The following is a 25755-nucleotide window of genomic DNA, read 5'->3' as shown; positions in this document are numbered from 1 at the left end:
GCGGGCGGTCGACGGCCGGCGGGACGGCAGCGACGTGCAGCAGACGGCGGGCGCCCCCGGCCCAGGAAACGAACGAGACCACGTGACCCCTCCCCCCGGCACCTCCGGGCCCGCCGACGCCGCACGCGTCGCCGACCCGGACCTACAGTCCCCGACCGGCGAGCCCCCATCGGCTCCCGAGGCGGGCACCGCGGACACTCCGGCCGCGCCGACCCGGCCCACCGCCGAGCGCAGGCGCGCCCGCGTCCCACTGCCGGATCTGCTCGCCCTGGGCCTGCCCACGCTGGTCTTCGCGATCATGGGCTGGCACCAGCGCTGGATCACCGACGACGGCCTCATCTTCACCCGCGCGGTCCGCGAGATCCTGGCCGGCAACGGCCCCGTCTACAGCGCCGGCGAACGCGTGGAGACCTCCACGAGCACGCTGTGGCAATGGCTGCTCGCGCTGCTCGGCGGCATCACCCCGTTCGACTACGCGCCCACCGCCGTCTACACCGGCCTGATCCTGTCGGTCGCCGGCCTGTGGTTGTCCCTGGACGGCACCCGCCGGCTCTTCCGCGGCCTGGCGGTCACCCGGCTCCTGCTGCCCGCCGGCGTGCTCGTGTTCATCGCCGTGCCCTCCGTGTGGGACTTCGCCACCGCCGGCATGGAGACCGGCCTGATCCTGTTCTGGATCGGCCTGTCGTGGTGGTTGCTCATCGGCACCTGGCTGCGCCCGGTCGGCACCCACACCACCCGGCACACCCTCGCCCTGTCCTTCTGGTTCGGCCTGGGCCCCCTGGTCCGCCCCGACCTGGGCCTGACCATGGTGATCCTGCTCGTCGCCCAGTTCCTGCTGATCGGCGCCCGCTGGCCCAAGGCCCTGGCGATGCTCGCCTGCGCCGGGTTCCTGCCCGCCGCCTACGAGATCTTCCGGATGGGCTACTACGGCCTGATCTTCCCGATGCCCGCCCTCACCAAGGAGGCGTCGGGATCCTTGTGGGGCCGCGGCTGGGACTACCTGACCGACTACATGAAGCCGTATTACCTGTGGATCCCGATGATCCTGATCGTGGTCGCGGTCGCCCTCGCGCTCACCCGGCGCCGCCCCGCCGACCGGCGCACCTGGATCGTCATCGGCACCCCCCTGGTCGCCGCGCTGGGCCAGACCGTGTACGTGCTCAAGGTCGGCGGCGACTTCATGCACGGCCGCATGTGGCTGCCCGTACTGCTCCTTGTCCTGCTCCCGCTGCTGCTCGCCCCGCTGGACCGGCTCGTGACCCCCGTCATCGTGCTGGTCGCGGTCTGGGCGGTGGTCTGCGGCAGCACGCTGCGCTCCGGCGTGATCACCACGCCGGCCCCCGACGGCAACGGCAACCAGGTCTGGAACGAGCGCGACACCTACGCCGCGTGGACCAGGACCGACAACCCCACCACCGAGGAAGCGCACATCCGGACGCTGCCGACGATAGAAGAGGCGTTCCGCAACGAAAAGGCCACCGGCGAACGTCTTCTCTTCGTGGACCCCAACTACATGAAGGTGCCGCCGCTGCCGCTGCGCACCGACCTCGACCACGACAAGGGCCTGGTCATCGGCCGGCTCGGAGTCGGCGGCTCGATCACCCCGCTCGGCGGGATCGTGGTCGACGTGTGGGGCCTGTCCAACACCGTCGGCGCGCACATCACCGAGACCCGGCACACCGCCGCCGGCCACAAGAAGCTGCTGCCGTTCGCCTGGAACGTCGCGCTCTACGTCGACCCGGCGGGCGACGCGCTGGTCCCGCCGGACGCGGCCACCCAGGAGGACATCCGCGCCGCCCGGGCCGCACTGCGCTGCGGCGACCTCGCCGAACTCGTCGACTCGGTCGGCGAACCGATGTCCGCGTCGCGCTTTTGGAAGAACCTGACCGGCGCCGTGGACCGAACCAAGCTGCGGATCCCGGCCAACCCGATCGAGGCCGAGAAGAAATTCTGCTCGCCCTCCTGAGCCCGTCATCGGTCCGGCGGTCGATCATCAGTGGTTATGGTGTGGACGGCCCGCCCGCCCCGACTGGAGTCAACGAACCATGAGCCTCGTGAGTGTGCTGTCCGGGCGCTCGCGCTTCGGGCGACGGGCCGATCCCCCCGAGGACGGCCCGTCCACCCGCGGCACGGCCCGCTGGAACCTCGCGATGGTGCTGACGCCCGCCCTGATCGTGCTGATCCTGGGCTGGCGCCGACGCTGGATCAGCGACGACGGCCTGATCTTCACCCGCACCGTGCGCCAGATCCTGGCCGGCAACGGCCCCGTGTTCAACGTGGGCGAACGCGCCGAGTCCTCCACGAGCACGCTGTGGCAGTGGATTCTGGTGCTCGCGTCCTGGATCACCCAGAGCGACGTCGGCCGTCTCGCGGTCTACCTGGGCCTGCTGTGCACCACCGCCGGCTACGTCCTCGCGCTCCAGGCCACCCGTCGGCTGCACGAACGCACCGCGCGCGTGCCCCTGCTGGTGCCGTTCGGCGTGATCGCCCTGCTCGCGCTGCCGCCGGTGTGGGACTTCGCCACCTCCGGCCTGGAAACCGGGCTGACCACGTTGTGGACCGCCGGCTGCTGGTGGCTCCTGGTCCGCCTCCCGCACGACCCGCGCGCCCGCATCGCCTACGCGCTGGCCTTCGTCGCGGGCCTGGGCCCGACGGTCCGCCCCGACCTGGCCATCGCCACCCTCGGGTTCCTGATCGCGCTCGCCGTGATCCACCGCCCCCGCCCGCTCCGTGCCCTCGCGCTGTTCGGCACCGCGTTCACCCTCCCCCTGCTGTACGAGATCTTCCGGATGGGCTACTACGGCGTCATGCTGCCGCTGCCCGCCGTGACCAAGGAGGCGTCGGCGAGCGACTGGTCCCGGGGTTGGGACTACGTCCGCGACCTGACCGGGCCGTACCACCTGTGGATCCCGTTCGTCGTACTCGCCGCGTGCGGCCTGGCCCAGGCGATATTCCGGGTACACCGCGACCCCGCTCGCGCCCGCGCCCGGCTGGACCCGCGCACGATCGACCGCGCCGGATGGGCCCGGATCACCGTCTTCGCCGTCCCCGTGGCGTGCGGCCTGGTCATGCTCCTCTACGTGATCCGCGTCGGCGGCGACTTCATGCACGCCCGGATGTTGCTGCCCGGCCTGTTCACCCTGCTGCTGCCCATCCTCGTGGTCCCCGCGAACCGGCTCGCGGTACCCGCCGCGACCGTGCTGATCGGCTGGGCCGTGGTCTGCGCGGCCGCCTTCCGGGTGCCCTACGAGGGCATCGGCCCGCGCGGCATCGCCGACGAACGCGCCTTCTACATCGGCGCGCTCAAGGTCGCCAACCCGGTCACCGCCTACTCGTACGTGGCCAACTACCCACGCTTCCCCGCCGCCGCCCGGGCCGCCCGCGCCGACCACAAGCACGTGATCGTCTACCCCTGGTACGACGGCTTCTACGTCACCGCCCTCGACCCGAACCTGCCCGCCCCGGTCGCCACGGTATGGACCAACCTCGGTATGAACGGCGCGAACACCCCGCTCGACGGCGTCTCCGTCGACATCCTCGGCCTGGCCTATCCCCTGGCCGCACACGTCGAACTCACCACCCGGGGCCGCCCCGGCCACGAGAAGGAAATCGACATCGCCTGGGTCTTCGCCCAGTACACCTCCCCCGACGCCGTCCTCCCCCCGGGCATCGACCCGATCCGCGTCAAGGCCGCCCGCTACGCCCTCACCTGCGGCAACACCAACACCGGCAACATCAAAGAACTCCAGGACTCGGTCCAAGAACCCATGACCTGGAGCCGCTTCAAAAAGAACTTCACCGGCGCCTGGGACCGCACCTCATTCCGCTTCCCCAACGACCCGGTAACAGCCGCCAAAAAGGTCTGCGGCGTAGACGTCCTCCAAAAAAACATCCTCCCCAAAGACAACCCCAACCGCTAACCCCCACCCAGCCCACCCACCACTCAAAAACAAGCAGAAGCACAGCCCAACCCCCAAGCCGAGCCCCTAATCAGCCCGTCCGGCGCTCAAGGACAAGGCAGGGCACAGCCCGGCCCCGAAGCCGACCCGGGCCCAACCCAGCCCATCCGGCGCTCGAGGACAAGCAGGAACGCACCCCGCCCCCAATCAGCCCGTCGGGCGCTTGAGGACAGGCAGGAGCGCAGCCGGACCCCCAAGGCGGAGTCCCTAATCAGCCTGTCCGGCGCTTCAGGACAAGCAGGAACGCACCCCGCCCCCCAAAGCCGAGTCCCCAATCAGCCCGTCCGGCGCTTGAGGACAAGGCGGGGCGCAGCCCGGCCCCGAAGCCGAACCGGACCCAACCCCAGCCTGTCCGGCGCTTGAGGACAAGCAGGAACGCACCCCGCACCCCAAAGCCGAGTCCCCAATCAGCCCGTCCGGCGCTTGAGGACAAGGCGGGGCGCAGCCCGGCCCCGAAGCCGAACCGGGCCCAACCCCAGCCTGTCCGGCGCTTGAGGACAAGCAGGAACGCACCCCGCCCCCCAAAGCCGAGTCCCCAATCAGCCCGTCCGGCGCTTGAGGACAAGGCGGGGCGCAGCCCGGCCCCGGAGCCGAACCGGGCCCAACCCCAGCCTGTCCGGCGCTTGAGGACAAGCAGGAACGCACCCCGCCCCCCAAAGCCGAGTCCCCAATCAGCCCGTCCGGCGCTTGAGGACAAGGCGGGGCGCAGCCCGGCCGCGAAGCCGAATCGGACCCAACCCCAGCCCATCCGGCGCTCGAGGACAGGACAGGGCGCAACCGGCCGCGAAGCCGAACCGGACCCAACCCCAGCCCGTCCGGCGTTTGAGGACAAGGCCCAGCCCGGCCCCGGGGCCGAACCGGACCAAAGAAGCCCGTCCGGCGTTTGAGGACCACGACCTCACGTCAACCCCGCGACCGCACCGACACGTCGTTGACCGCCGAATCCCCCGGAAGCGCAAGCGCCGACACCACGACCCCCGCCACCGTCACGGGATCGCTGTAGCGCGAGCCCTCGTACGCCCCGCCCTCCTGCTCCCGCACGCCACGCTGCATCGCCGTAGCCGTCCGCCCCGGATACACACTGGTCACCCGCAACCCCGGCTCCTCCTCCCGCAACCCGTCCGCGAACGCCTTCAACGCGTGCTTGCTCGCCGCGTACGCCGTCCACCCCGCACTCGTCCGCAACCCCGCCCCGCTGTTCAGCAACACCACATCGCCCCGCCCCCGCCGCAACGCCGGCAACAACACCCGCGTCACCTCCGCCACCGCGACCACGTTCACGGTCAGCGTGTGCGCCCACACCGCGACGGCCGTCGACTCCACCGTGCCCAGTTCCGCGACGCCCGCACTGTGCACCAGCCCCGCGAACGTCTCGTCCGCCAACGGCGCCAGCGCCGCCGCGATCGTCTCCGGACGCTCCAGGTCGGCCACCACCGTCCGCACCCCGGGCCCCGCCAGATCCGCCGCCCGCCGCTCCGACCGCACGATCGCGACCAGATCGTGACCGTCCTCCCGCAACAGGCGGGCGATCTCCGCGCCGATACCGCTACCCGCACCGGTGATCACGTAAGTACTCATGGCGTCACCCTACGAGGTGCGCGCCCGGCGGAACGGACGAACCCACCGGCGCCGTCCGACCCGCCCGGAGGCCGCCGATGACCCTGACCACCACCCCGACCGACCAGGACCCACCGCCCGCCGACCGCCCCGCCCCCGCCCCGGTCCCGCACCCGCCCACACCTCGCCGCGTCACCCGGTGGAACATCGCCGCGGTGCTGCTGCCCGCCCTGTTCGTCGCCGTCCTCGGAGGCAGACGCAGCTGGCTGTGCGACGACGGCCTGATCTACACCCGCCCGGTCCGGCAGATCCTGGCCGGCAACGGCCCCGTGTTCAACCCGGGCGAGCGCGCCGAGGCCGCCACCGGCACGCTCTGGCAGTGGCTCCTGGTCGCCGCGACCCGCCTCACCGGCCAGGACCCCGCGCCCCTGGCCGTGCGCCTCGGCCTGCTGTGCGCCGTACTCGGCTGGTTCCTCGCCGCCGACGCCGGCCGCCGCCTGTACCTGCCCGCCGCCGGACACACCCGCCTGCTCCCCTGCGGCGCCCTGATCCTGCTCGCCCTGCCGCCGACCTGGGACTTCGCCACCTCCGGTCTCGAAACCGGCCTGACCACCCTGTGGATCGCCGGCTGCTGGTGGCTGCTCGTACGGCTCGCCGCCGACCCGCGCACCCGCCCGCACCCACGCCCGCACACCCACCGCGCATCCGGCCTCGCCGTCCTGGCCGGCCTCGGCCCGCTGGTCCGCCCCGACCTGGCCATCGCCACGCTCGGCTTCCTGACCGCCCTCGCCCTGATCCATCGCCCACGCCCCCGCCGCGCGGCGGCCCTCACCGCCGCCGCGACCGCGCTCCCGCTGGCCTACGAGATCTTCCGCATGGGCTACTACGGCGTCCTGCTCCCCCTGCCCGCGATCACCAAGGAGGCCGGCGCAAGCGACTGGACCCGGGGCTGGGCCTACGTCCGCGACCTGGCCGACCCGTACCACCTGTGGCTGCCCCTGCTCGCCCTCGCCGCCCTCGGCACCGCCGGCGTGCTCACCCGACACCGCACCGCCCCCACCACCGCGACGACGACCCCCCACACCCGCGTCCGCCGCACCCTCTACGCGGCCCCCGTCCTGTGCGGCCTCGCCACGCTGCTCTACGTGGTCCGTGTCGGCGGCGACTTCATGCACGCCCGGATGCTGCTCCCGGGCCTGTTCCTGCTGCTCCTGCCGATCCTGGTGGTCCCGGCGAGCCGGCTCGCGATCCCCGCCGTGGCCGCCCTGGCCGCGTGGGCCCTGCTGTGCGCATCCGCCTTCCGGGTCCCCTACGACGGCATCGGCCCGAAAGGCATCGCCGACGAACGCGGCTTCTACACCTCCGTCCTGGGGGTGGCCAACCCCGTCACCGCCGACGCCTTCGTCGACGGCTACCCCGGCTTCCCCACCGTCGTCCGCGGTCCCCGCGCGGGATACCGACACACCCTGGTCGACCGCTCCCCCACGCACGCCTTCAACGCCCCGCTGCGCCCGGACCTCGCCGCGCCGATCGTGGCGATGTGGCCCTCGCTGGGCATGCTCGGCGCGGCCGTCCCGCTCACCGGCGTCGCCCTCGACGACCTGGGCCTGGCCTATCCGCTCGCCGCGCACGTACGGCTGTCCACCCGCGGCCGCCCCGGGCACGAGAAGCAGATCGACCCGGCCTGGGTGCTCGCCCAATACGCCGACCCGGCCGCCCCGCCACCCCCGGGCATCGACCCGATCCGCATCGCCGCCGCCCGCTACACCCTCACCTGCGGCGACACGCACCGTGGCCGGCTCAAGGAACTGCTGGACTCGACCCACGCCCCGCTGACCCGGAACCGCTTCGTCGCCAACCTCACCGGCGCCGTGCGCCGCACGTCCTTCCGCTTCCCCAACGACCCGATCGCCGCCGCCAAGGAGATCTGCGGCGTCGACGTCCTGGCCCCGGGCATCCTGCCGACCGCCCCCGCCCGCCCCTGACCGGCGACCCCGCACATGCGAATGGGCCCGCACACCGTCACGGTGTGCGGGCCCACGTCGACCGATCCGGCGCGAGGCGTCACGCCCCGCGCAGCACCGCCCCGGTCCGCTCCGCCGCGAGCGCCACCGCCGCGTCCCGCGCGGCCGTCGCCTCCTCGACCGTGAGCGTGCGGTCCTCCGCCCGGAAGCGCAGCGCGTAGGCCAGCGACTTGCTGCCCTCGCCGACCTGCGAGCCGGTGTACACGTCGAACAGGCGCACCGATTCGAGCAGCGCCCCGGCTCCCTCGACCAGCGCGGCCTGCACCGCGGCGGCCGGCACCGAGTCGGGCACCACGAGCGCCACGTCCTGGGTGGCCGGCGGGTAGGAGGAGACGTGCCCGGCCTGGACCGCGTGCTCCCCGTCCAGGTCGGCGGCGAGCAGGTCCAGGTCCAACTCCATCGCGCCGACCCGCTCCGGCAGGTGCAGCGTCTTGAGTACCCTCGGGTGCAGCTCGCCGGCGTGCCCGACGACCCGCTCGCTCCCGTCCGGCGCGGTCGCCACCAGCGCGGCGCAGCGCCCGGGATGCCACGGCTCGTGCCGATCCGCCCGCACGGTCAGCTCGACCCCGACGGCGTCCGCCACCACCCGCGCGGCCTCGATCGCATCCGCCCAGATCTGCGGCCTGCCCTTGCCCCACCACCCGGAGCGCTCGCGCTCTCCGGACAGCACGACCGCGATCCGCTGCGGCTGGTGCGGCAACGCCGCGGCCAGCGCGTCCAGTTCCGCCTCGCTCGGCCGCCGGTCCACGGCGAGCGCGGGCGCGGGCGGGGTCGAGGCGTTCGGCCGGAAGACCACACCCGACTCGAACAGCGCGAGGTCGGCGTTGCCGCGCCCGAGGTTGCGGCGCAGCGTGTCCAGCAGACCCGGCAGCAGCGTGGTGCGCAGCGCCGGCTCCTCCTCGGAGATCGGGTTGACCAGCACCACCGTGCGCCGCCGCGCGTCGTCCTCGGCCAGGCCGAGGTCGTCGAACGCGCTCTGCCCCAGGAACGGGTAGTTCAGCACCTCGGTGTAGCCCGCGCCCGCCAGGGCCCGGCCCAGCCGGCGCCGGCGCCGCTGGTCGGCGGTCAGCCCTCGGCCGGCCGGCACCTGCGGCAGCGTGGCGGGCACCCGGTCGTAGCCCTCCAACCGGATGACCTCTTCGGCCAGGTCGTTGGGGTCGGTCAGGTCGGGCCGCCAGGTCGGCGGGGCGACGGTGAGCGTGTCGATGCCCTCGACCGAGCAGCCCACCTCCTGCAGCCGCTGGGCCACCGTCTCGCGGGTGTAGGGCACGCCCGCGACCTTGGCCGCGTGGTCGGCGGCCAGGGTGATCCGCACCGGCTCGCGCGGCGCGTCCACCTCGGTCACGCCCGCCTCGGCCTGGGCCCGCTCGCCGCCGAGCGCGGCCAGCAGGTCGACCGCGCGCTGGGCCGCCGCGCGGGCCGCCTCGGGGTCCACGCCGCGCTCGAACCGGCGCGACGCCTCCGAGGACAGCCTGTGTCGGCGCGCGGTGCGCGCGATGGCCACCGGGTCGAAGTGCGCGGCCTCGATCACGATGTCGGTGGTGTGGTCGCCGATCTCGGTGCTCTCGCCGCCCATCACGCCCGCGAGGCCGATCGGTCCGCGGTTGTCGCAGATCAGCAGGTCCTCGGGGTCGAGCGTGCGCTCGGCGTCGTCAAGGGTGGTCAGCTTCTCGCCGGCCTGCGCACGGCGCACCACGATCGGACCCTGCAGGCGGGCCCGGTCGTAGGCGTGCAGCGGCTGGCCGAGTTCGAGCATGACGTAGTTGGTCACGTCCACGACCAGCGAGATCGGCCGCATGCCGCTCATCTGCACGCGGCGCTGCACCCACAGCGGCGACGGCGCGTCGGGGTCGACGCCGACCACGGTGCGCGCGACGAACCGGTCGCACCCGGCCGCGTCCTCGACCCGCACCGGGTAGCCGTACCCGTTGGCGTCGGGCACGTCCAGCAGCGCCGGGTCGCGCAGCGGCTGCCCGTAGGCGATCGCCGCCTCGCGGGCGACGCCGCGCATCGACAGGCAGTAGCCGCGGTCGGGGGTGACCGCGATGTCGAGCACCTCGTCGACCAGGCCGAGCAGTTCGATCGCGTCCGCGCCGATCTGCGCCTCGATCGGCAGCACGATGATGCCGTCGTGGTCGTCGCCCATGCCCAGCTCGCGGGCCGAGCAGATCATCCCGCGCGACACGCGCCCGTAGGTCTTGCGCTCGGCGATCTCGAACGGGCCGGGCAGCACGCCGCCCGGCAGGATCACCACGACCTTGTCGTCGACCTCGAAGTTGCGCGCGCCGCAGACGATCTCCTGCGGCTCGCCGGTGCCGTTGGCGTCGCCGACGTCGACCTTGCAGAACCGGATCGGCTTCTTGAAGCCCTCCAGTTCCTCGATCTCCAGCACCTGTCCGACCACGAGCGGACCCTTGAGGTCCGCGCCGAGCCGTTCGACCGTCTCGACCTCGAGGCCGAGCGCGACGAGCTTGTCGGCGACGTCGCGCCCGGACTCGCCGGCGGGGAGGTCGACGTACTCCCGCAACCACGAAAGCGGGACCCGCATCAGATCTCCATCCCGAACGGAAGGGTGAACCGGACGTCACCCTCGACCATGTCCCGCATGTCCTCGACGTTGTGCCGGAACATCAGCGCGCGCTCCAGACCCACACCGAACGCGAAACCGCTGTACACCTCGGGGTCGATGCCGCACGCGATCAGCACGCGCGGGTTGACCATGCCGCAGCCGCCCCACTCGATCCAGCCCTCGGACCGGCAGGTCCGGCACGGGTGCTCGGGATCGCCCACCGAGGCGCCCCGGCACACGAAGCACTTGAGGTCGAGCTCGGCGGAGGGTTCGGTGAACGGGAAGTACGACGGGCGCAGCCGCGTGACGATGCCCTCGCCGAACATGGCCTGCACGAAGTGGTCGAGCGTGCCCTTGAGGTCGCCCATGGTCAGGCCCTTGTCGACGGCCAGGCCCTCGATCTGGCCGAACACCGGGGTGTGTGTGGCGTCCAGCTCGTCGGTGCGGTACACCCGGCCGGGACAGATCACGTAGATCGGCGGCGTGCGGGTGAGCATGGTGCGGATCTGCACGGGCGAGGTGTGCGTGCGCAGCACCACGCCGGAGTCCGCGGAGCCGTCCTCGGCGCGTACGAAGAAGGTGTCCTGCATGGTCCGCGCGGGGTGGTCCGGCAGGATGTTGAGCGCGTCGAAGTTGTACCACTCGGCCTCGACCTGCGGGCCCTCGGCGACCTCGTAGCCCATCGCCACGAACAGGTCCTCGATGCGCTCGGAGAGCGTGGTCAGCGGGTGCCGGGCACCGCGCGGGGCGCGGTCCCACGGCAGCGTGACGTCGACCGCCTCCTCGACGAGCACGCGCGCGTCGCGCTCCGCCTCCAGCTCGACCAGGCGCCGCTCCAGTGCCTGCTTGACCGCGCCGCGGGCCTGGCCGACGCGCTTGCCCGCCTCGGCCTTGGCCTGCGGCGGGAGCGCGCCGATCTCGCGGTTGGCCAGCGCCAGCGGCGAGCGGTCGCCGGTGTGCGCGATCTTCGCCTCCTGCAGCGCGGCCAGGTCGGCGGCGGCCGCGACCGCGGCGAGCGCCGCGTCCCTGGCCCGCTCGACTTCCTCGGGTTTCAACGCCTCGACCTCGACCGGGTCGTACGACTTGTTCGGTGCCGACATCTGTGTCCAGTGCTCCTGTGGGGGATCCGCCGGTGGTGGAGGCGGCAATGACGTCCTGCGACGTCCGCGCTCCGAGTTTACTGACGCCCGATGGGCGTGCGTGTCCGCGGCCGCCGGACCGCGACGACGTGGGTGGGACTTCCTGCGCGCGGGCAGCGCTACATGAGGACGTCCGGCATCGCGGCCGGCAGGGTGAATCGAAATCGGGCCCCGCCGCACTCGGCGCGATCCACGCCGATGGTGCCCGCGTGCGCCTGGACCAGGCCCTTGACGATGTACAGCCCCAGGCCGGTGCCACCGCGGCGGTTGCCGCGCCAAAAGCGGGTGAAGACGCGCTCGAGGAGTTCGTCCGGAATGCCCGGGCCCTCGTCGCTCACCGTGATCTCCGTCCCGTACGCACCCGGCGCGGACCCGATGGAGACCGCGCGCATCTCGATGGTGACGGTTCCCGCGCCGTGGCGCACCGCGTTTTCCAGCAGGTTGCCGAGAATCTGGTCGAGCTTGTCGGCGTCGAGCCACATCCGCGGCAGCGGCCCGTCCACCACGACCACGAAGCGCTCGTCGGGCAGGCCGTTGCATTCGAGCGCGCGCAGGTGCCGGTGTACCGCCTCCTCCATGTCGACGACCTGGCGGTTGAGTTGCAGCCGGCCCGCGTCGATCCGGGAAATGTCCAGGAGTTCGGTGATCAGCCGGGTGACCCGGTCCGCGTCGGCGTCGACCGTCTCCAGCATCAGCCGCTTCTGCTCGTCGGTGAATCGCTCCCACTTGGCGAGCAGCGTCGCGGTGAAGCCCTTGACCGAGGTGAGCGGCGAGCGCAACTCGTGCGCGACGGTGGCGATCAGGTCGGAGTGGCCGCGCTCGATCCGCCTACGCGCGTCGGTGCAGCGCAGCGACACCACGAGTTTGCTCAGCGGGCCGCGCGGGCCGTCGGCGCGCACGTAGGACGCGGTGACCAGGATCTCCCGCCCGGCGAGCAGCAGGTTGCGCTCGGGTTGACGGGTCCGGGTGGACAGTCCGCCGTACGGATCGGTGCACACCCACCAGCGCCGGCCCTCCATGTCCTCCAGGGGCAGCGCGTCGGCGATGTGTTTGCCGAGCGCGTCCTCGGGACGCGTCCCGGTGATCCGGGCGGCGGCGGTGTTGAAGGTGACCACCGTGCCGTTCTCGTCGGCGACCACCAGGCCGTCGGGCAGCATGTCGGCGTCCATCGGCCCCCTTCCCGTTTCGGGCCCGAGGGAGTTCCGGGCCGGACACACTATCCCAAGGCGCAGCGTGCCGTCCGGGTGCGCCGGACGCAACCGCCTCGTTCCCCGGCGCCGGCCGGTCAAGCCGGGTACGTCGGGGTCGTCACGCGTTTCGCGCGCCGGAGCGGCAGCCCCCGTGTCCGCGTTGCGCGCGGGCGGAGGCATACAGACACACGGCCGCGGCGGTCGCCAGGTTCAGACTCTCGGCCCGTCCGTGAATCGGCACCCGCACCACGGCGTCGGCCAGCGCGCGGGTCTCCTCGGGGAGCCCCCACGCCTCGTTGCCGAATATCCACGCGGTGGGTCCGGCCAGCGCGCCCGCGTCCAGTTCGCCGTCCAGATCGGCCTCGCCCGCGCCGTCCGCGGCCAGGATCCGCATCCCGGCGGCGCGCAGCGCGGCGACGGTGTCCTCGATCCGGGCGCCGGTGACGACAGGCAGATGAAAGAGGCTGCCCACCGAGGCGCGCACGGCCTTGGGGTTGTACGGGTCCACCGACGCGTCGGTGAGTACGACCGCCTCGGCGCCGGCCGCGTCGGCCGCGCGCAGTACGGTGCCCGCGTTGCCGGGGTCGCGCACGTTGGCCAGCACCGCGACCAGGTGCGGCCGCGCCGCCATCGCGTGCTCCAGGGGAACGTCCACGAACCGGCACAGCGCCACCACGCCCTGCGGGGTGACGGTCTGGCTGATCGCGGCGACGACCTCGTCGGTGGCGGTGAACACCGGCACCCGGGCCTCGTGCGCGCTCGCGACCAGATCCGGGTAGCGCTCGGCCACCTCGGGGGTGATGTACATCTCGCGCAGCGTGCCCGGCAGGGCCACCGCCTCGCGCACCGCCTGCGGCCCCTCGGCCAGGAACAACCGCTCCCGGGCCCGGAAAGCGCGTTTGGCGAGCCGCCGAGCCGCCGCCACTCGTGGTGATCGGGTGGACGTCAGCTCGGGGCTCGCCATCGCGTTACCGTTCTCTGCTCTCGACCTGCAACGGCCTGGGAAGTGCTGCGACATCGACGACGTGGGTCGACGATCAGGCCGCGGCGTCTTCCTTCTTCGCGTTGACGTCGGCCGGGAGGGCCTTCTGCGCTACCTCGACGAGGGCGGCGAACGCCGGGGCGTCGTTGACCGCGAGCTCGGCGAGCATCTTGCGGTCGATCTCCACACCGGCGGCCTTGAGGCCCTGCACGAAGCGGTTGTAGGTCATCCCGTTCAGGCGGGCAGCGGCGTTGATGCGCTGGATCCACAGCTGACGGAAGTCCCCCTTCCGCTTCTTGCGGTCGTTGTAGTTGTAGACCATGGAGTGGGTGACCTGCTCCTTGGCCTTCCTGTACAGACGGGACCGCTGGCCGCGGTAGCCGGACGCCCGCTCGAGGATGACGCGGCGCTTCTTGTGGGCGTTGACCGACCGCTTGACGCGTGCCACTTGATGAACTCCTTGATGTCAGACCGCGGTGTGTCGACCGCGGCCCGGGTAAGTCTGGGACCGTCGCCTGTCGCCGACCGGTGGGTTCTCGTCAGCCGGTGCGACGACTGCTGCCTACTACTACTTCTTGAGCAGCTTCTTGATCTTCTTGGCGTCGGCCGGGGCCACCTCGACGACGCCGGCGAGGCGCCGGGTCAGGGTCGAGGGCTTGTGTTCGAGAAGGTGACGGCGACCCGCACGCTGGCGCAGCACCTTGCCGGAGCCGGTGATACGAAAGCGCTTGCTGGCACCGCTGTGGGTCTTGTTCTTCGGCATGTCGCCGCAGTCTCCTCGTCGTGCCGTGCCCGCCCGGTACCACCGGGCAGGCACAGGTGTGTGTGCAAATCGGCGCGGGGCGACCCGTTCCGGGTCAGACCTGCTCTTCGGCCTTCGACTCCGCGTCGGACTCGACGGGGGCTTCGGCGACCTGAGCGGCGGCCTCGGCCCTGCCGGCTTCCGACTCGTCGGGGCGTTCGTCCCCGGACTCGACGGCCACCCGACGCGCGTCCTTGCGCGCCGCCTGGGCCTCGCGAGCCTCGGCCATGGCCTCGGTCTTCTTCTTGTGCGGGCCGAGAACCATGATCATGTTGCGGCCGTCCTGCTTCGGGTTCGATTCGATGAACCCGAGCTCCTGGACGTCCGTCGCGAGACGCTGCAGCAGTCGGTAGCCCAGTTCGGGCCGGGACTGCTCGCGACCACGGAACATGATCGTGATCTTGACCTTGTCGCCCTGCTTCAGGAACCGCTCGACGTGACCCTTCTTGGTGTCGTAGTCGTGCGGGTCGATCTTCGGCCGGAGCTTCATCTCCTTGATGACCGTGTGCGCCTGGTTCTTGCGCGCCTCACGGGCCTTCATGGCCGACTCGTACTTGAACTTGCCGTAGTCCATGAGCTTGCAGACCGGCGGCCGGGCGTTGGCCGCGACCTCTACGAGGTCGAGGTCGTACTCCTGGGCAAGTTCCATGGCCTTGGCCAGCGGGACGATTCCGACCTGCTCGCCGCCAGGACCAACGAGTCGCACCTCGGGGACGCGAATCCGGTCGTTGATGCGGGGCTCGGCGCTGATGGGGCCTCCTCATACCTGAAGCGACCGCGGGCGAAGCGGTCACATGTGTCTCGGTGTTACTTCCCCCCGAGCCAGGTTCCGCGCGCAGCCATCCAGGCAACGCGAAAAAGCCTCGCACGGTTGCATGCGAGGCTCCACCACCGGCTGACGAAGCCGCCCGGAGGGCGGCGAACGTGGAACGGACGCACACGAATGTGCGTCGCACCGGACCGGTACCCGTCGTCCGTGAGGTCGATCGGGTGGGAGACGGAGCCTCCGCTTGCAGGCCGGGCATGCAGATGCCCGGTCGGTCGATACACCACTCTACCACTGGCTCGAACATGCCGAAGGGCCCCGTTGTTCCCCGATTCGGGGGCATGGCCGAGACTGGTCCCCATGAGCGAGAGCGCCCCCCATATTGCACCCGGCCCGGCCGACGACGTCGACGTCATGACCCGCGACATCGCGGACGTGCCGGCCGTCGAGGTCATCACCACGCTGTCCGTCCACCTGATGAGCGCGGCGGCGGTCAAACTGGGCCTGGCCGAGGACGGCGAGGCGCACAAGGACCTCGACGAGGCCCGCAAACTGATCACCGCTCTGGCGGGCCTGGTCACCGCCGCGGCCCCGGAGGTCGGCTCCTACCACGCGGCCCCCCTGCGCGACGGCCTCAAAACCCTCCAGTCGGCCTTCCGCGAAGCCTCCACATACCCGGACGCCCCAGGAAAGGGCCCAGGCGAAAAACTCACCGGCCCAGTCCACTAACCCAAAGCCGGGCCGCCCCCCCCGGCCCGGCACCCAAGCAAACAACCCCCTCAGCCCATCTGACACTTCGGCCGAACAGACCAAAGCCCATCCGACGCTTGAGGACAAGCAGGGCGCAGCCCGACCCGGAGCCCAACCGGCCCACCCGGCGAATGAGCACCCGCAAAGCACCACGAACCGCGGACCGCGCAGATCCATTCAGGCCGAGCAAACCCCCTCAGCCCGTCCGGCGCTTGAGGACAAGCAGGGCGCAGCCCGGCCCGGAGCCCAACCGGCCCACCCGGCGAATGAGCACCCGCAAAGCACCACGAACCGCGGACCGCGCAGATCCATTCAGGCCGAGCAAACCCCCTCAGCCCGTCCGGCGCTTGAGGACAAGCGGGGCGCAGCCCGGCCCGGAGCCCAACCGGCCCACGGCCCATCGGGCGAGTGAGCGCCGGCAAAGCGCCACGAAACCGAGCGGACCCACTCAGCCCGTCCGGCGCTTGAGGACGACCCCGGTCGCGTTTATCGCGAGAAGAGCGGCTCCGCCTCCAGCGAAGCGCCCGGCGGCAACATCGCCAGGTCGAGCCCACGATCCAGCCGGGCCCGGACCACGTCGTCCTCGGCCAACCGCCCCACGATCCGCCGCGCGGCCTCCGTCACCTCGATCGGTGACGCCGCCGCCACCAGGCTCAGCGTCAGATCGTTGCCGCCGCCCTCGGTCAGGTACACCGCCGACACCGCACGCTCGGAGTGCACCGCCTCCCGCACCGCGCCCAGCACCTCCGGGTCCCGGTGCGGAGCCAGATGCGCCCGCCCCTCCGCCACCGCCCGCAGCCGACTGCCCGACACCTCGTACGGATACGGCCCGGCCAGGTCGAGCAACAGCGTGTCCGCCTCCTCCGCGTACGCGGCGTGCGCGGCACGCGCGGCCTCGACCGGGATCGGCCGGGCGTCCGCCCGCCACCGCGCCAGCGCCGCGACCGAGGTGAACGCCGGCAGCGCCCGGCGCCCGTCCGGGCCCTGGATCGTGGGCACCGCCATGTCGCTGGACTTCTCCCGCCGCAACTCCCCCGGCGCGACGTCCTCCTCCTCGGTCAGGATCGCCACCACCGGGACCAGCAGTCGCGCCTCGCACAGGGCTCGGGAGACCGCCTCGTCGTCCACCTCCGGCGCCGCCAGCGCCCGTGCCAGCGCGGGGTGGGCGCTGCCGTCGTCGTCGGGGAATCCGGTGTCGGGAATGCTCTTGCCGCTGAAATCCACCCGTCGACTGTAGGCCACCGACCGACCGCCGCCACCACCCCGGACCGGCCCCGGGAGCATCGCGGGTCGGCGACCACTTGCCGACCCGCGACCCCCCTACCGAGGTCCGGCTCGCCCGCCCCGCACCCGACCCGCGACGGCGCGATCGAGCCGCCACGGCCCCGGAAGGCCGGACGAGGCGCCGGGCCGAGCCGGCCCGTCCTGGCCCGTGCTCGGACGGGTCGGGCTGATACCGGCCCGGATCCCGAACCGCGTTCAGCGTAGATCCGGCGGGATTTGCCGTTGGGGACTCCCACCACGCTCATCCATTCGAGTGAATCCAGAGTCACCCAGTTGCCCTGCGGCTGGGTTCGACACACCAACGGCACGAGGCAACCTGGACGTCGGGGGCTGGGCGGGCGGACGAAGGTGCCTCGGTGGAGCGGAGCGGAGCCGGTACCCCGAGGCGCCGCCGCAGCGGCGGCGTCCCGCGCCTCCGCGCCCGACGGAGCGAAGCGGAGGAGAAACCGCTGCACAACCGTCCCGACCGCGCCCCGGAGGCCACCGGGGGCCGGCCGGAGTCGCGGGGCGAGCAAGGCGCGGAGCCTGGAGGGCGGCGCAGGCGAACGAAGCAACCAGGCTCGCGGCACAAGCCGCCCTAGCGGCCAAAGTCGTGTCCCGCAGCGGTGCTTTTTGTTGGGCGCTTCGCGCCGGCTCGCGAGGCACCGCTTTTCTGCTCCCCCGCTTCGCTCCTCCGCAGAAAAGCGGCACCCCGCTCGCGGCTGTGCGCCCCTCCGCTTCGCTCCGGGTCGCCCAGCCCAAAAAAACAAACGGCGGCTCCGCCGCTCTCCGCGCTGCGCGCGTCGATCACCACCTCGACCAGGGTCGTGGGCGCTGACGCGCCGACGGGATACACCAACGACTCGGGTCACCGGGCAAGGCCCACATCGCGACGGTGACCAGGCGGCGTGGGACCCGCGCCGCCTCGCGAACCTGGCCTCCCCACCCCTCACCCCCATGGCGCGTCAGCGCCCACGACCCGGGCCGCCCACGCGATCGACGCGCGAAGCGCGGAGAGCGGCGGAGCCGCGGTTTTGTGGGTCGGATGGCCCGGAGCGAAGCGGAGGGACAGCCGACCCCGAGCGAGGGGCCGCTTTTCTGCGGAGGAGCGAAGCGGGGGAGCAGAAAAGTGGTCCCTCGCGAGCCGGCGCGAAGCGCCCAACAAAAAGCACCGCCGCCGACACGACCCCGATTCTCCGCCTTGCTGCGCCACGACCCTGACACGCTGCTTCGCTCGCACCCGACACGCTGCTTCGCTCGCGGCCTGATCCCCGCTCGCGTTCCGGAATGCCACGTCGGGTGGGCGTCTGTGACCGGGGTCCCCCGCCCCCGTGGTCACAGGCCCAATCTTCGGTAGCGCGATCGCCTCCTCGCCAAGCGGGTCGCGGGATCCATGGTTCGCAACGTGTCGAGTTCCTCGCGGAGGGCTTCGGCGATTCGGTGGATGAAGGCCACGGGTTCGGTGGCCGCGTCCGGGTGTTCGGGGACCACGCGGTCGACGATGGCGTTGTGGTGCAGGTCGGCGGCTCGGATGCCCTGGCGGCCGGCGATCTCGGCGGCGCGATCCGTCGTGCGGTACAGGATCGCCGACGCGCCCTCGGGGGGCAGCGGCGACAGCCAGCCGTGTTGGGCGCAGACGACCCGGTCGGCGGGCAGCAGCGCGAGGGCGCCGCCGCCGGAGCCTTGGCCGAGCAGGAGGCATACGGTCGGCGCGGGCAGCAGAACCAGTTCGGCCAGGCACCGGGCGATCTCGCCGGCCAAGCCGCCCTCCTCCGCCTCCGGGGACAGCGCCGCCCCGGCGGTGTCCACCACGGTCACCAGCGGCAGTCCCAACTCGGCCGCGAGCCGCATGCCGCGCCGGGCCTGGCGCAGCCCCGCCGGGCCGAACGGGCCGTGTTCGCTCTGCCGGGTGCGGTCCTGGCCCAGCACCACGCACGGCGCGCCGGGGCCGCCCTCGACCCCGAATCGGGCCAGCGCCAGCCGCAGCGCCGGTTCGCTCTCCCCCTCCCCCGTCCCGCGCAGCGGGGTGACCGAGCGCGCGCCGTGTCGCAGCAGCGTGCGCAGGCCCGGGCGGCGCGGATCGCGCGAGCGCCGCACCGACGTCCAGGCCGGCACGTCGGGCAGCGGCTCGGCGGAGACCTCGGCGGTCGGTCCCGGCGGCGCGGGCGGCGCGGTGTCGGGGCCGAGCACGTCGAGGACCCGGATCGCCACCCGGCGCAGCTCCTCCGGCGGCACCACCGCGTCGATCAGCCCGTGCTCGTACAGGTTCTCCGCGACCTGGACCCCGCCGGGGAACGCGCGATCGTGCAGGGCCTGGTACACGCGCGGCCCGAGGAAGCCGATCAGCGCGCCGGGCTGGGCGGCGGTGACGTGGCCGAGCGAGCCCCAGGACGCGAACACGCCGCCCGTGGTGGGGTGGCGCAGGTAGACCAGGTACGGCAGGCCCGCGGCGCGGTGCGCGGCCACCGCCGCGGAGATCTTGACCATTTGCAGGAACGCGACGGTGCCCTCCTGCATGCGGGTGCCGCCCGAGGTGGGCGAGGCGACCAGCGGCAGGCCCTCGGCGGTGGCGCGCTCGACCGCGAGGGTGAGCCGTTCCGCTCCCGCGACGCCGATCGAGCCGGCCAGGAAGTCGAACTCGCAGGCCACCACCGCGACCCGGCGTGCGTGGATCCGGCCCTCGCCGGTGACCAGCGCCTCGTCCAGGCCGGTGCGCTCGCGGGCCGCCGCCAGTTCGGCCGCGTAGTCCGGGTCCGGGGCGGCGAGCGTCGGCAGCGGGTCGTTCCAGGCCCGGAAGCTGCCCGGGTCCAGGACGCGGTCGATCAGGTCGAGCGCCCGCACACGCTCGGGGGAACTCATGCGATCAAGCTAACGCACCGTCACCGCACGGTTCGGCGCGACTCGGCCGCAGGCGGGCACGGGCCGCCGACGAGCCCACCGGCCCCACCCGCGGAAGTCCTACCGGCGAGTGCTACCGATCGGTACGGCGATCTGGCAGGCTGCGGCAATGGTCTCCGCCGCCGCGCCCCCCGTGTCCGCTCCCGCTCCGACCGCGAGCGCCGACCGGTCCCGCTACGACCGGGCCACCGCGCACCTGGACGCCCCCCTCGCGATCGTCGACCTGGACGCCTTCCGGGCCAACGCCGCAGACCTGGTGCGCCGGGCGGCGGGCACGCCGGTGCGGGTGGCCAGCAAGTCGGTGCGCTGCCTGCCGCTGCTGCGCGAGGTGCTGGCCCTGGACGGCTACCGCGGCGTGATGGCCTTCACCCTGCCCGAGGGGCTGTGGCTGGCGGCCGAGGGCGTCACCGACATCCTGGTGGCCTACCCCTCCGTGGACCGCGCGGCGTATCGCCGGCTGGCCGCCGACGCGGAGGCCGCCGCGCGGGTGACGGTCATGATCGACGACCCGGCGCAGTTGGACCTGATCGAGCGCGCGCTCGCCGACGTGCGGCCCCGGGCCGAGGTGCGGGTGTGCCTGGACATCGACACCTCCTGGCAACTGCTCGGCGGCCGGGTGCACATCGGCGCGCACCGCTCGCCGCTGCGCACCCCGGAGCAGGTGGCCGCGGTCGCCGAGGCGGTCGGGCGGCGGCCGGGTTTTCGGCTGGTCGGCCTGATGGCCTACGAGGCGCACATCGCGGGTGTCGGCGACGCGCCCGAGGGCCGCGCGCTCTACGGCCGGGTCGTGCGGGCGATGCAGGCGCGTGCGGGCGCCGAACTGAGCCGACGCCGGGCGGACATCGTGCGCGCGGTACGGGCGGTCGCGCCGCTGGAGTTCGTCAACGGCGGCGGTACCGGCAGCGTGGAGCGCACCGTGGCGGAGACCTCGATCACCGAGGTCGCGGCGGGATCCGGGCTGTTCCAGCCGCGCCTGTTCGACCACTACACCGCCTTCCGGGGCCGACCCGCCGCGCTGTTCGCCCTGCCGGTGGTGCGCCGCCCCGGCCACGGCTGCGTGACCGTGCTCGGCGGCGGCTACCCCGCGTCCGGCGTGCCCGCGCCCGACCGGCTGCCCCAGCCGTATCTGCCCGCGGGCCTGACCTACCACGCGCAGGAGGCCGCGGGCGAGGTGCAGACCCCGCTGCGCGGCGCTGCGGCCGACGATCTGCGGATCGGCGACTCGGTGTGGTTCCGGCACGCGAAGGCGGGCGAGTTGTGCGAACGTTTCGACGCGCTGCATCTGGTCGAGGGCGACCGGGTGGTGCGTACGGTGCCCACGTATCGGGGCGAGGGCCACACGTTCCTGTAGGCCGGGGAACGGAAAGGCCGGGGCCGACGCGGCCGTCGGCACCCGAACCGACCTGCCGTTACCCGGACAAGACCCACCCGTTCGGCGCACCGCGCAAAAAACGACCCGTTGAGGGGCTGTCCGGCACCACGCCGGATGGCCCACAATGCCCATTGCCGGCGCCGTATCGGCGCGGCGGTACGTCCGGCCGGTGAAAGGTCGCAGCCATGATCGCGCGCTTGGGCACCCTCGGGCAGGAACATCCCGTCACCGGGGTGACGATCTGGCGCGGTTGTGCGGTCGTCCACCTGGCCGGCGAACTGGACCTGCACAATGCCCCGTTGTTGCACCGCACCCTGATCGAGTTGATCGACGGCGGGTGTCGCCGGGTGGTGGTGGACGCCACCGGGCTGAACTTCTGCGACTCGGTCGGCCTGGGGGTGCTGATAGACGCGTTCAAGTCGATGCACGCGTTCTCCGGCGAGTTGCGGCTTGCCGCGCCCGACCGCAACGTGCGGGCGACGTTGCGGATGACCGGTCTGATCGACGTCCTGGGGGTGCGTGACACCCTTCAGGAAGTCCTGGACGAGTTCGCCGACTGACGGCGGCGCCGGAGGGCGGCGGGCTCGCGCGACGCGCGCGGATCGGGTTCCGCGTCGGTCCGGTGCGGCATGATCGGGCTCGTGACCGAACGTCTGATGCTCCTCGACACCGCGTCCCTGTACTTCCGCGCCTACTTCGGCGTCCCGGAATCCGTCAAGGCCCCCGACGGCACGCCCGTCAACGCCGTGCGCGGCCTGCTCGACTTCATCACCCGCCTGGTCGAGGACCGTGAGCCGACCCGGCTGGTCGCGTGCATGGACGCCGACTGGCGGCCGCAGTTCCGGGTCGACGCGATCCCCTCCTACAAGGCGCATCGAGTCGCCGAGGAGGCCGGTCCCGACGAGGAGGAGATCCCGGACACGCTCGCTCCGCAGGTGCCGGTGATCGAGCAGGCGTTGGACGCGCTGGGCATTCCGCGCGTGGGGGTCGCGGGCTTCGAGGCCGACGACGTGATCGCCACGCTGGCCACCCGCGCGCCGACGGCGGTGGACATCGTCACCGGCGACCGGGACCTGTTCCAACTCGTCGACGACGCGCGCTCGGTCCGGGTGCTCTACACGGTCAAGGGCGTGGCCGCGCACGAGGTGATCGACGAGGCGGCGGTGCTGGCCCGCTACGGCGTACCCGCCTCGGCCTACGCCGACTTCGCCACGCTGCGCGGCGACGCCAGCGACGGGCTGCCGGGGGTCAAGGGCATCGGGGACAAGACCGCCGCCCAGTTGATCGTCGAATACGGCGACCTGGCGGGGGTGCGCCGGGCGGCGGCCGACCCCCGGGCCAGGCTCACTCCGGCCCGGCGGGCGCGGATCGTCGAGGCGAGCGACTACCTCGACGTGGCGCCCGGTGTGGTGCGCGTGGTGCGCGACGTCCCGCTGCCGCCGGCGGCCGAGTGGGACCGGCCGCTGCCCACCGAACCGGCCGATCCGCGGGCGCTGGACACGTTGCGGCGGCAGTGGGGCCTCACCGGTCCGGTGCACCGGTTGCTCGACGTGCTCGCCGCCCGCCGGTGATGCCCGGAATCTCCACGTAAGGACGGCGGCCGGCCACTCGAAAGGGTCGCTCCGCAACGCGCCGGGCGCGCGGGCATGAATGTGACCTGGGCCACATTCGAGAAATCTTCGGCGAACTTTGTCACGTTCGTCGCAAAGGCTCCTCTAGACCGCCATGCGTACCGAGTGTGACACCCCGATCACCGCCCAACCCGACCGCGACTGGCTCCGAGGCGAGTGGCAGCGGGTGACCCTGCGGGCCGGTTGGCCCGCCCGGGTCGCCTGGCACAGCGACGCCGTCGAGCAGTGCCTGGACGCCTTCGTGCGCGGCGGCGAGGCCCACGCCGCGTGCCTGGCCCTGGCCCGGGACCGGGCCGCCGCCGAGATCCCGCTGGACGTGGCTCTGGCCGAACTGGACGCGCTGTTCCTGTGCGGCCTCGCGCACAGCGCCCCCGGCCCACTCGTCCAGGCCTATCTGAGCACCCGCGCCCGGGCCAACCCGCCCGGCACCCTGCCCCCCGGCACCGACCCGATCACCGAACTCCCCTCGGCCGCCCTCCTCCAGCAGCGCCTCGTCGAACGCACCGCCGCCGGCGAACACGTGCGCATCGTCGTGGTGCGCCTGGAGGTGCCCGAGTCGCTGCTGTGGGGACACCTGCGCCACCTGCTGCTCACCGCCCGCCACCTGGAGCGGGCCCTGGGCGACCTCGCCTACGCGGTGCCGCCCGGCCGACTGATGGCGCTGCTCGACGGCGACGACCCGGAACTGCCGGACCGGCTCGACCGGTTGTGCCGCGCCCCCGTCGACCCGCTGGACGGCCCCGGCGGAGCGCCCGGCGGCGCGCCGAGGATCCCCAGGTCGAGCGTGCGCCTGACCACCACGCCGGGCCCGACGGGGCGATAGCACCGTGACGAACCACCTCTTCGTATCTCCGTTCGTCACCCGAACGACGCAGCGTCACCCCGGGTGCGGTTCCACCGTCGGTACGGGCGCGGACCTCGACCATCCGCGCCCGTACCGCACCACCTGCGCCGGAGCGCACTCCGGGTGTCTTGCCGAGGGTCGCCGCTTCTGGACAGACCGTGGCCGGATGGTCACGATGCTGTGCGAACGATCGGGCACGGCAAGGGCACAAGGGGGCAAACGGTGGCACGCGAGGACGACTCGGCGACCCCGGACCCCAGCGGCGCCGACGCGGGCGGCGGTGCCGCGGAGGCGACCGGAGCAGGCGCCCCCTTCGTCCCCGGCCAGCGCGGCGTGCATCACCCTCGGGCGTACGACGGCGACCTCGGGCCCGCCGAGCCGGCCGCAGCCGAACCGGCCCAGCCCGGGTCGGCCCACGCCGCAGCGGCCGACCCCTTCACGCCCGCATCGGGCGGCGACGCCCCTTGGCGTCCACCGGACGACGAGGCCGTACCCGTGTTCGAGGGGCCCTCGGACCTGGAGTTGGCCGACCGGGTGCGCGCCGGCGACGCCAACGCCTACGGCCTGCTCTACCAGCGGCACGTGCGCTCGGTGCGCGCCTTCGCCCGCACCTGCACCCGCACCCCCGAGGCCGCCGACGACCTGTGCGCCGACGCGTTCGCGGCCACCCTCGAGGCGCTGCGGGCGGGCCGCGGCCCCCGGGAGGCGTTCCGGGCCTACCTGCTCACCACCGTGCGCCACCTGGCGATCAGCTGGACCAGGAACAACCGGCGCGAATGGCTCACCGAGGACTTCGCCCTGTTCGAATCGGCGTGCGAGAACCAGGATCCCCTGGTGAGGGCCGACGACACGCGACTGGCGTACCAGGCGTTCCAGGAGTTGCCCGAGCGCTCCCGGACGGTGTTGTGGCACGTGGACATCGAGGGCGAACAGGCCGTCCAGGTCGCCCCGTTGGTCGGCGAGAACCCGGACAACGTGCGCAAGATCCTGGAGCGGGCCCGCCAGGAACTCAAGGACAACTACTTCGTGGCGTTCGCCACCGGCGGTGTCGACGACGAGAAGTGCCGGAAGTTCACCCGGCACTACGGCCGGCACCTGCGCAACCGCATGGACTCGGAGCGACGCCGGGAGACCATCGACGCGCACCTGAAGAAGTGCAGCAGGTGTCACGACACCTACGCGGAGATGGCCGACGTGCGCGACCGGTACGGGCCGATCGCACTCGCCCTGATCGGCATCACCGCGCCGATCTTCCTCAGCGGTACCGCGGCGGCCGCCGGCGCCGCCGCGGCGGGGGCGGCGGTGGCCGGCGGACTCGGCCTGGCCGTCGGGGCCACCGGCGCGGGCGGCGTCGCGAGCGGCGTGGCCGCGGGCGCCGCCGCGGCCGGCGGCGCGGCGGCGGGGGCGGGCGTGGGCACCGCCGCGGTCAAGGGCGCGACGCAGGGCGGGCAGACGGCCGGCCGCTCGACGCTGATCGCGGGCGGGGTGGTGGTCGCCGTCGCGGTCGCCGCGTTCGCCCTGGTGGACACCGACAAGCCCAAGCCGAAGCACCCGTCCCCGCCGGTCGCCGCCTCCGCACCGGCCCCACTGCCACCGGCCCCGCCCCCCGCCGCCGAGACCCCGCCCCCACAACCCGAGCCGCCCGAGCCGGCCGAGGTGGAGTCACCCGCGCCGACCCCGCCGGCCGCCTCGCCGCGCCCGGCGCCCACGACCCGCCCGCCGACCCGGCCCGCGCCGACCGTCAAGCCCACCCGCTCCGGCCCGACACTGGTGGCGAACAACAAGGAGTTCCGGGCCGACGACGACAAGGTCGGCTTCCGGTGCGACAACGGCGGCGGCAAGTGGTGCGAGAACCCGACCATCACCGTGCCCAGTGCCCTGGCCGCGCCGCTGATGCCGGCCGGCTCCACCGCCGAGTGCACCGAGATCAAGGGCAGGAACGGCTCGCACTACACCCTGTGCCGACGCTGAGCCGCGCGCCCCGAGCCGGCGCCCGCCGACGGGCAACC

General features: G+C 72.9%; 19 protein-coding genes. 9 read left to right on the top strand and 10 right to left on the bottom strand.

The annotated features are described in order from the left end of the window. The first annotated feature begins 82 nt into the window (after positions 1-82). Together B4N89_RS28445 and B4N89_RS28440 are read left to right on the top strand one after the other, a co-directional pair. The gene (locus tag B4N89_RS28445) at positions 83-1966 is read left to right on the top strand and encodes a hypothetical protein (RefSeq protein WP_078978627.1); all 1884 of its coding nucleotides are present in this window, start codon (positions 83-85) and stop codon (positions 1964-1966) included. Between the two features lie 79 nt (positions 1967-2045). Then, positions 2046-3920 carry a hypothetical protein gene (locus B4N89_RS28440; protein WP_078978626.1) on the top strand — a complete coding sequence of 625 codons (1875 nt, stop codon included), beginning with the start codon at positions 2046-2048 and terminating at the stop codon, positions 3918-3920. A 942-nt stretch (positions 3921-4862) separates the two neighbouring features. Here B4N89_RS28440 and B4N89_RS28435 read toward each other — a convergent pair. Further along, positions 4863-5537, bottom strand: a complete 675-nt coding sequence (locus B4N89_RS28435) for an SDR family oxidoreductase (protein WP_078978625.1) — start codon at positions 5535-5537, stop codon at positions 4863-4865. A 77-nt stretch (positions 5538-5614) separates the two neighbouring features. Here B4N89_RS28435 and B4N89_RS28430 point away from each other — a divergent pair, with 77 nt between their 5' ends. Further along, complete coding sequence (locus tag B4N89_RS28430; RefSeq protein ID WP_078978624.1) at positions 5615-7501, top strand: hypothetical protein; 1887 nt, start codon at positions 5615-5617, stop codon at positions 7499-7501. Positions 7502-7580: 79 nt separating this feature from the next. On the opposite strand, the gene pheT is transcribed toward B4N89_RS28430, so the two are convergent. The 7 genes from pheT to infC all read right to left on the bottom strand — a co-directional run bounded on the left by pheT (position 7581) and on the right by infC (position 14973). Continuing rightward, positions 7581-10088 carry a phenylalanine--tRNA ligase subunit beta gene (gene pheT / locus B4N89_RS28425; RefSeq protein ID WP_078978623.1) on the bottom strand — a complete coding sequence of 836 codons (2508 nt, stop codon included), beginning with the start codon at positions 10086-10088 and terminating at the stop codon, positions 7581-7583. Continuing rightward, complete coding sequence (gene pheS, locus B4N89_RS28420; protein WP_078978622.1) at positions 10088-11209, bottom strand: phenylalanine--tRNA ligase subunit alpha; 1122 nt, start codon at positions 11207-11209, stop codon at positions 10088-10090. The genes pheT and pheS overlap by 1 nt, the downstream gene beginning before the upstream one ends. Positions 11210-11367: 158 nt before the next feature. Beyond that, positions 11368-12417 (bottom strand): sensor histidine kinase, encoded by a 1050-nt coding sequence (locus tag B4N89_RS28415; protein WP_101897201.1) that lies wholly within the window; start codon positions 12415-12417, stop codon positions 11368-11370. A 139-nt stretch (positions 12418-12556) separates the two neighbouring features. After that, positions 12557-13402: a TrmH family RNA methyltransferase gene (locus tag B4N89_RS28410; protein ID WP_078978621.1), complete on the bottom strand. Its 846-nt coding sequence runs from the start codon at positions 13400-13402 to the stop codon at positions 12557-12559. A 73-nt stretch (positions 13403-13475) separates the two neighbouring features. Further along, positions 13476-13868 carry a 50S ribosomal protein L20 gene (rplT, locus tag B4N89_RS28405; protein ID WP_020552013.1) on the bottom strand — a complete coding sequence of 131 codons (393 nt, stop codon included), beginning with the start codon at positions 13866-13868 and terminating at the stop codon, positions 13476-13478. Positions 13869-13988: 120 nt separating this feature from the next. Further along, positions 13989-14183 carry a 50S ribosomal protein L35 gene (gene rpmI / locus B4N89_RS28400; RefSeq protein WP_078978620.1) on the bottom strand — a complete coding sequence of 65 codons (195 nt, stop codon included), beginning with the start codon at positions 14181-14183 and terminating at the stop codon, positions 13989-13991. Positions 14184-14277: 94 nt separating this feature from the next. Next, a complete protein-coding gene (gene infC / locus B4N89_RS28395; RefSeq protein ID WP_078978619.1) occupies positions 14278-14973 on the bottom strand; it encodes a translation initiation factor IF-3 in 696 nt (231 codons plus the stop codon). Positions 14974-15348: 375 nt separating this feature from the next. On the opposite strand from infC, the gene B4N89_RS28390 reads away from it, so the two are divergent. Further along, entirely contained in the window at positions 15349-15717 is a 369-nt protein-coding gene (locus tag B4N89_RS28390) for a DUF1844 domain-containing protein (protein WP_078978618.1), read from the top strand. 507 nt (positions 15718-16224) lie between these two features. On the opposite strand, the gene B4N89_RS28385 is transcribed toward B4N89_RS28390, so the two are convergent. After that, positions 16225-16962 (bottom strand): SseB family protein, encoded by a 738-nt coding sequence (locus B4N89_RS28385; protein WP_235618827.1) that lies wholly within the window; start codon positions 16960-16962, stop codon positions 16225-16227. A gap of 1374 nt (positions 16963-18336) precedes the next feature. Next, a complete protein-coding gene (locus B4N89_RS28380) occupies positions 18337-19860 on the bottom strand; it encodes a carboxyl transferase domain-containing protein (protein ID WP_078978616.1) in 1524 nt (507 codons plus the stop codon). Positions 19861-20008: 148 nt separating this feature from the next. Between B4N89_RS28380 and B4N89_RS28375 the strand changes: the two genes are divergently transcribed. The 5 genes from B4N89_RS28375 (at position 20009) to B4N89_RS28355 (ending at position 25717) form a co-directional block, all read left to right on the top strand. Beyond that, on the top strand, positions 20009-21250 hold the full coding sequence (locus B4N89_RS28375; protein ID WP_078978615.1) for an amino acid deaminase/aldolase: 1242 nt from the start codon (positions 20009-20011) through the stop codon (positions 21248-21250). 206 nt (positions 21251-21456) lie between these two features. Then, positions 21457-21831, top strand: coding sequence for an STAS domain-containing protein (locus tag B4N89_RS28370; RefSeq protein WP_020552020.1), 375 nt, complete (start codon positions 21457-21459; stop codon positions 21829-21831). Between the two features lie 69 nt (positions 21832-21900). After that, on the top strand, positions 21901-22842 hold the full coding sequence (locus B4N89_RS28365) for a 5'-3' exonuclease (RefSeq protein ID WP_078978614.1): 942 nt from the start codon (positions 21901-21903) through the stop codon (positions 22840-22842). A gap of 154 nt (positions 22843-22996) precedes the next feature. Next, positions 22997-23725 carry a hypothetical protein gene (locus B4N89_RS28360; protein ID WP_078978613.1) on the top strand — a complete coding sequence of 243 codons (729 nt, stop codon included), beginning with the start codon at positions 22997-22999 and terminating at the stop codon, positions 23723-23725. Between the two features lie 243 nt (positions 23726-23968). Continuing rightward, positions 23969-25717, top strand: a complete 1749-nt coding sequence (locus tag B4N89_RS28355; RefSeq protein WP_143658117.1) for an RNA polymerase sigma factor — start codon at positions 23969-23971, stop codon at positions 25715-25717. The last annotated feature ends 38 nt before the right edge of the window (positions 25718-25755 follow it).

The sequence above is a fragment of the Embleya scabrispora genome, from assembly GCF_002024165.1.
Taxonomy (GTDB): Bacteria; Actinomycetota; Actinomycetes; order Streptomycetales; family Streptomycetaceae; genus Embleya; species Embleya scabrispora_A.
This window is presented reverse-complemented; position numbering and strand designations above follow the sequence as displayed.

Coding starts and splice junctions, on each gene's coding strand:
- B4N89_RS28440 (WP_078978626.1), top strand. CDS start 2,046: ATGAGCCTCGTGAGTGTGCTGTCCGGGCGCTCGCGCTTCGGGCGACGG.
- B4N89_RS28435 (WP_078978625.1), bottom strand. CDS start 5,537: ATGAGTACTTACGTGATCACCGGTGCGGGTAGCGGTATCGGCGCGGAG.
- B4N89_RS28430 (WP_078978624.1), top strand. CDS start 5,615: ATGACCCTGACCACCACCCCGACCGACCAGGACCCACCGCCCGCCGAC.
- pheT (WP_078978623.1), bottom strand. CDS start 10,088: ATGCGGGTCCCGCTTTCGTGGTTGCGGGAGTACGTCGACCTCCCCGCC.
- pheS (WP_078978622.1), bottom strand. CDS start 11,209: ATGTCGGCACCGAACAAGTCGTACGACCCGGTCGAGGTCGAGGCGTTG.
- B4N89_RS28415 (WP_101897201.1), bottom strand. CDS start 12,417: ATGGACGCCGACATGCTGCCCGACGGCCTGGTGGTCGCCGACGAGAAC.
- B4N89_RS28410 (WP_078978621.1), bottom strand. CDS start 13,402: ATGGCGAGCCCCGAGCTGACGTCCACCCGATCACCACGAGTGGCGGCG.
- rpmI (WP_078978620.1), bottom strand. CDS start 14,183: ATGCCGAAGAACAAGACCCACAGCGGTGCCAGCAAGCGCTTTCGTATC.
- B4N89_RS28390 (WP_078978618.1), top strand. CDS start 15,349: ATGAGCGAGAGCGCCCCCCATATTGCACCCGGCCCGGCCGACGACGTC.
- B4N89_RS28380 (WP_078978616.1), bottom strand. CDS start 19,860: ATGAGTTCCCCCGAGCGTGTGCGGGCGCTCGACCTGATCGACCGCGTC.
- B4N89_RS28375 (WP_078978615.1), top strand. CDS start 20,009: ATGGTCTCCGCCGCCGCGCCCCCCGTGTCCGCTCCCGCTCCGACCGCG.
- B4N89_RS28370 (WP_020552020.1), top strand. CDS start 21,457: ATGATCGCGCGCTTGGGCACCCTCGGGCAGGAACATCCCGTCACCGGG.
- B4N89_RS28365 (WP_078978614.1), top strand. CDS start 21,901: ATGATCGGGCTCGTGACCGAACGTCTGATGCTCCTCGACACCGCGTCC.
- B4N89_RS28360 (WP_078978613.1), top strand. CDS start 22,997: ATGCGTACCGAGTGTGACACCCCGATCACCGCCCAACCCGACCGCGAC.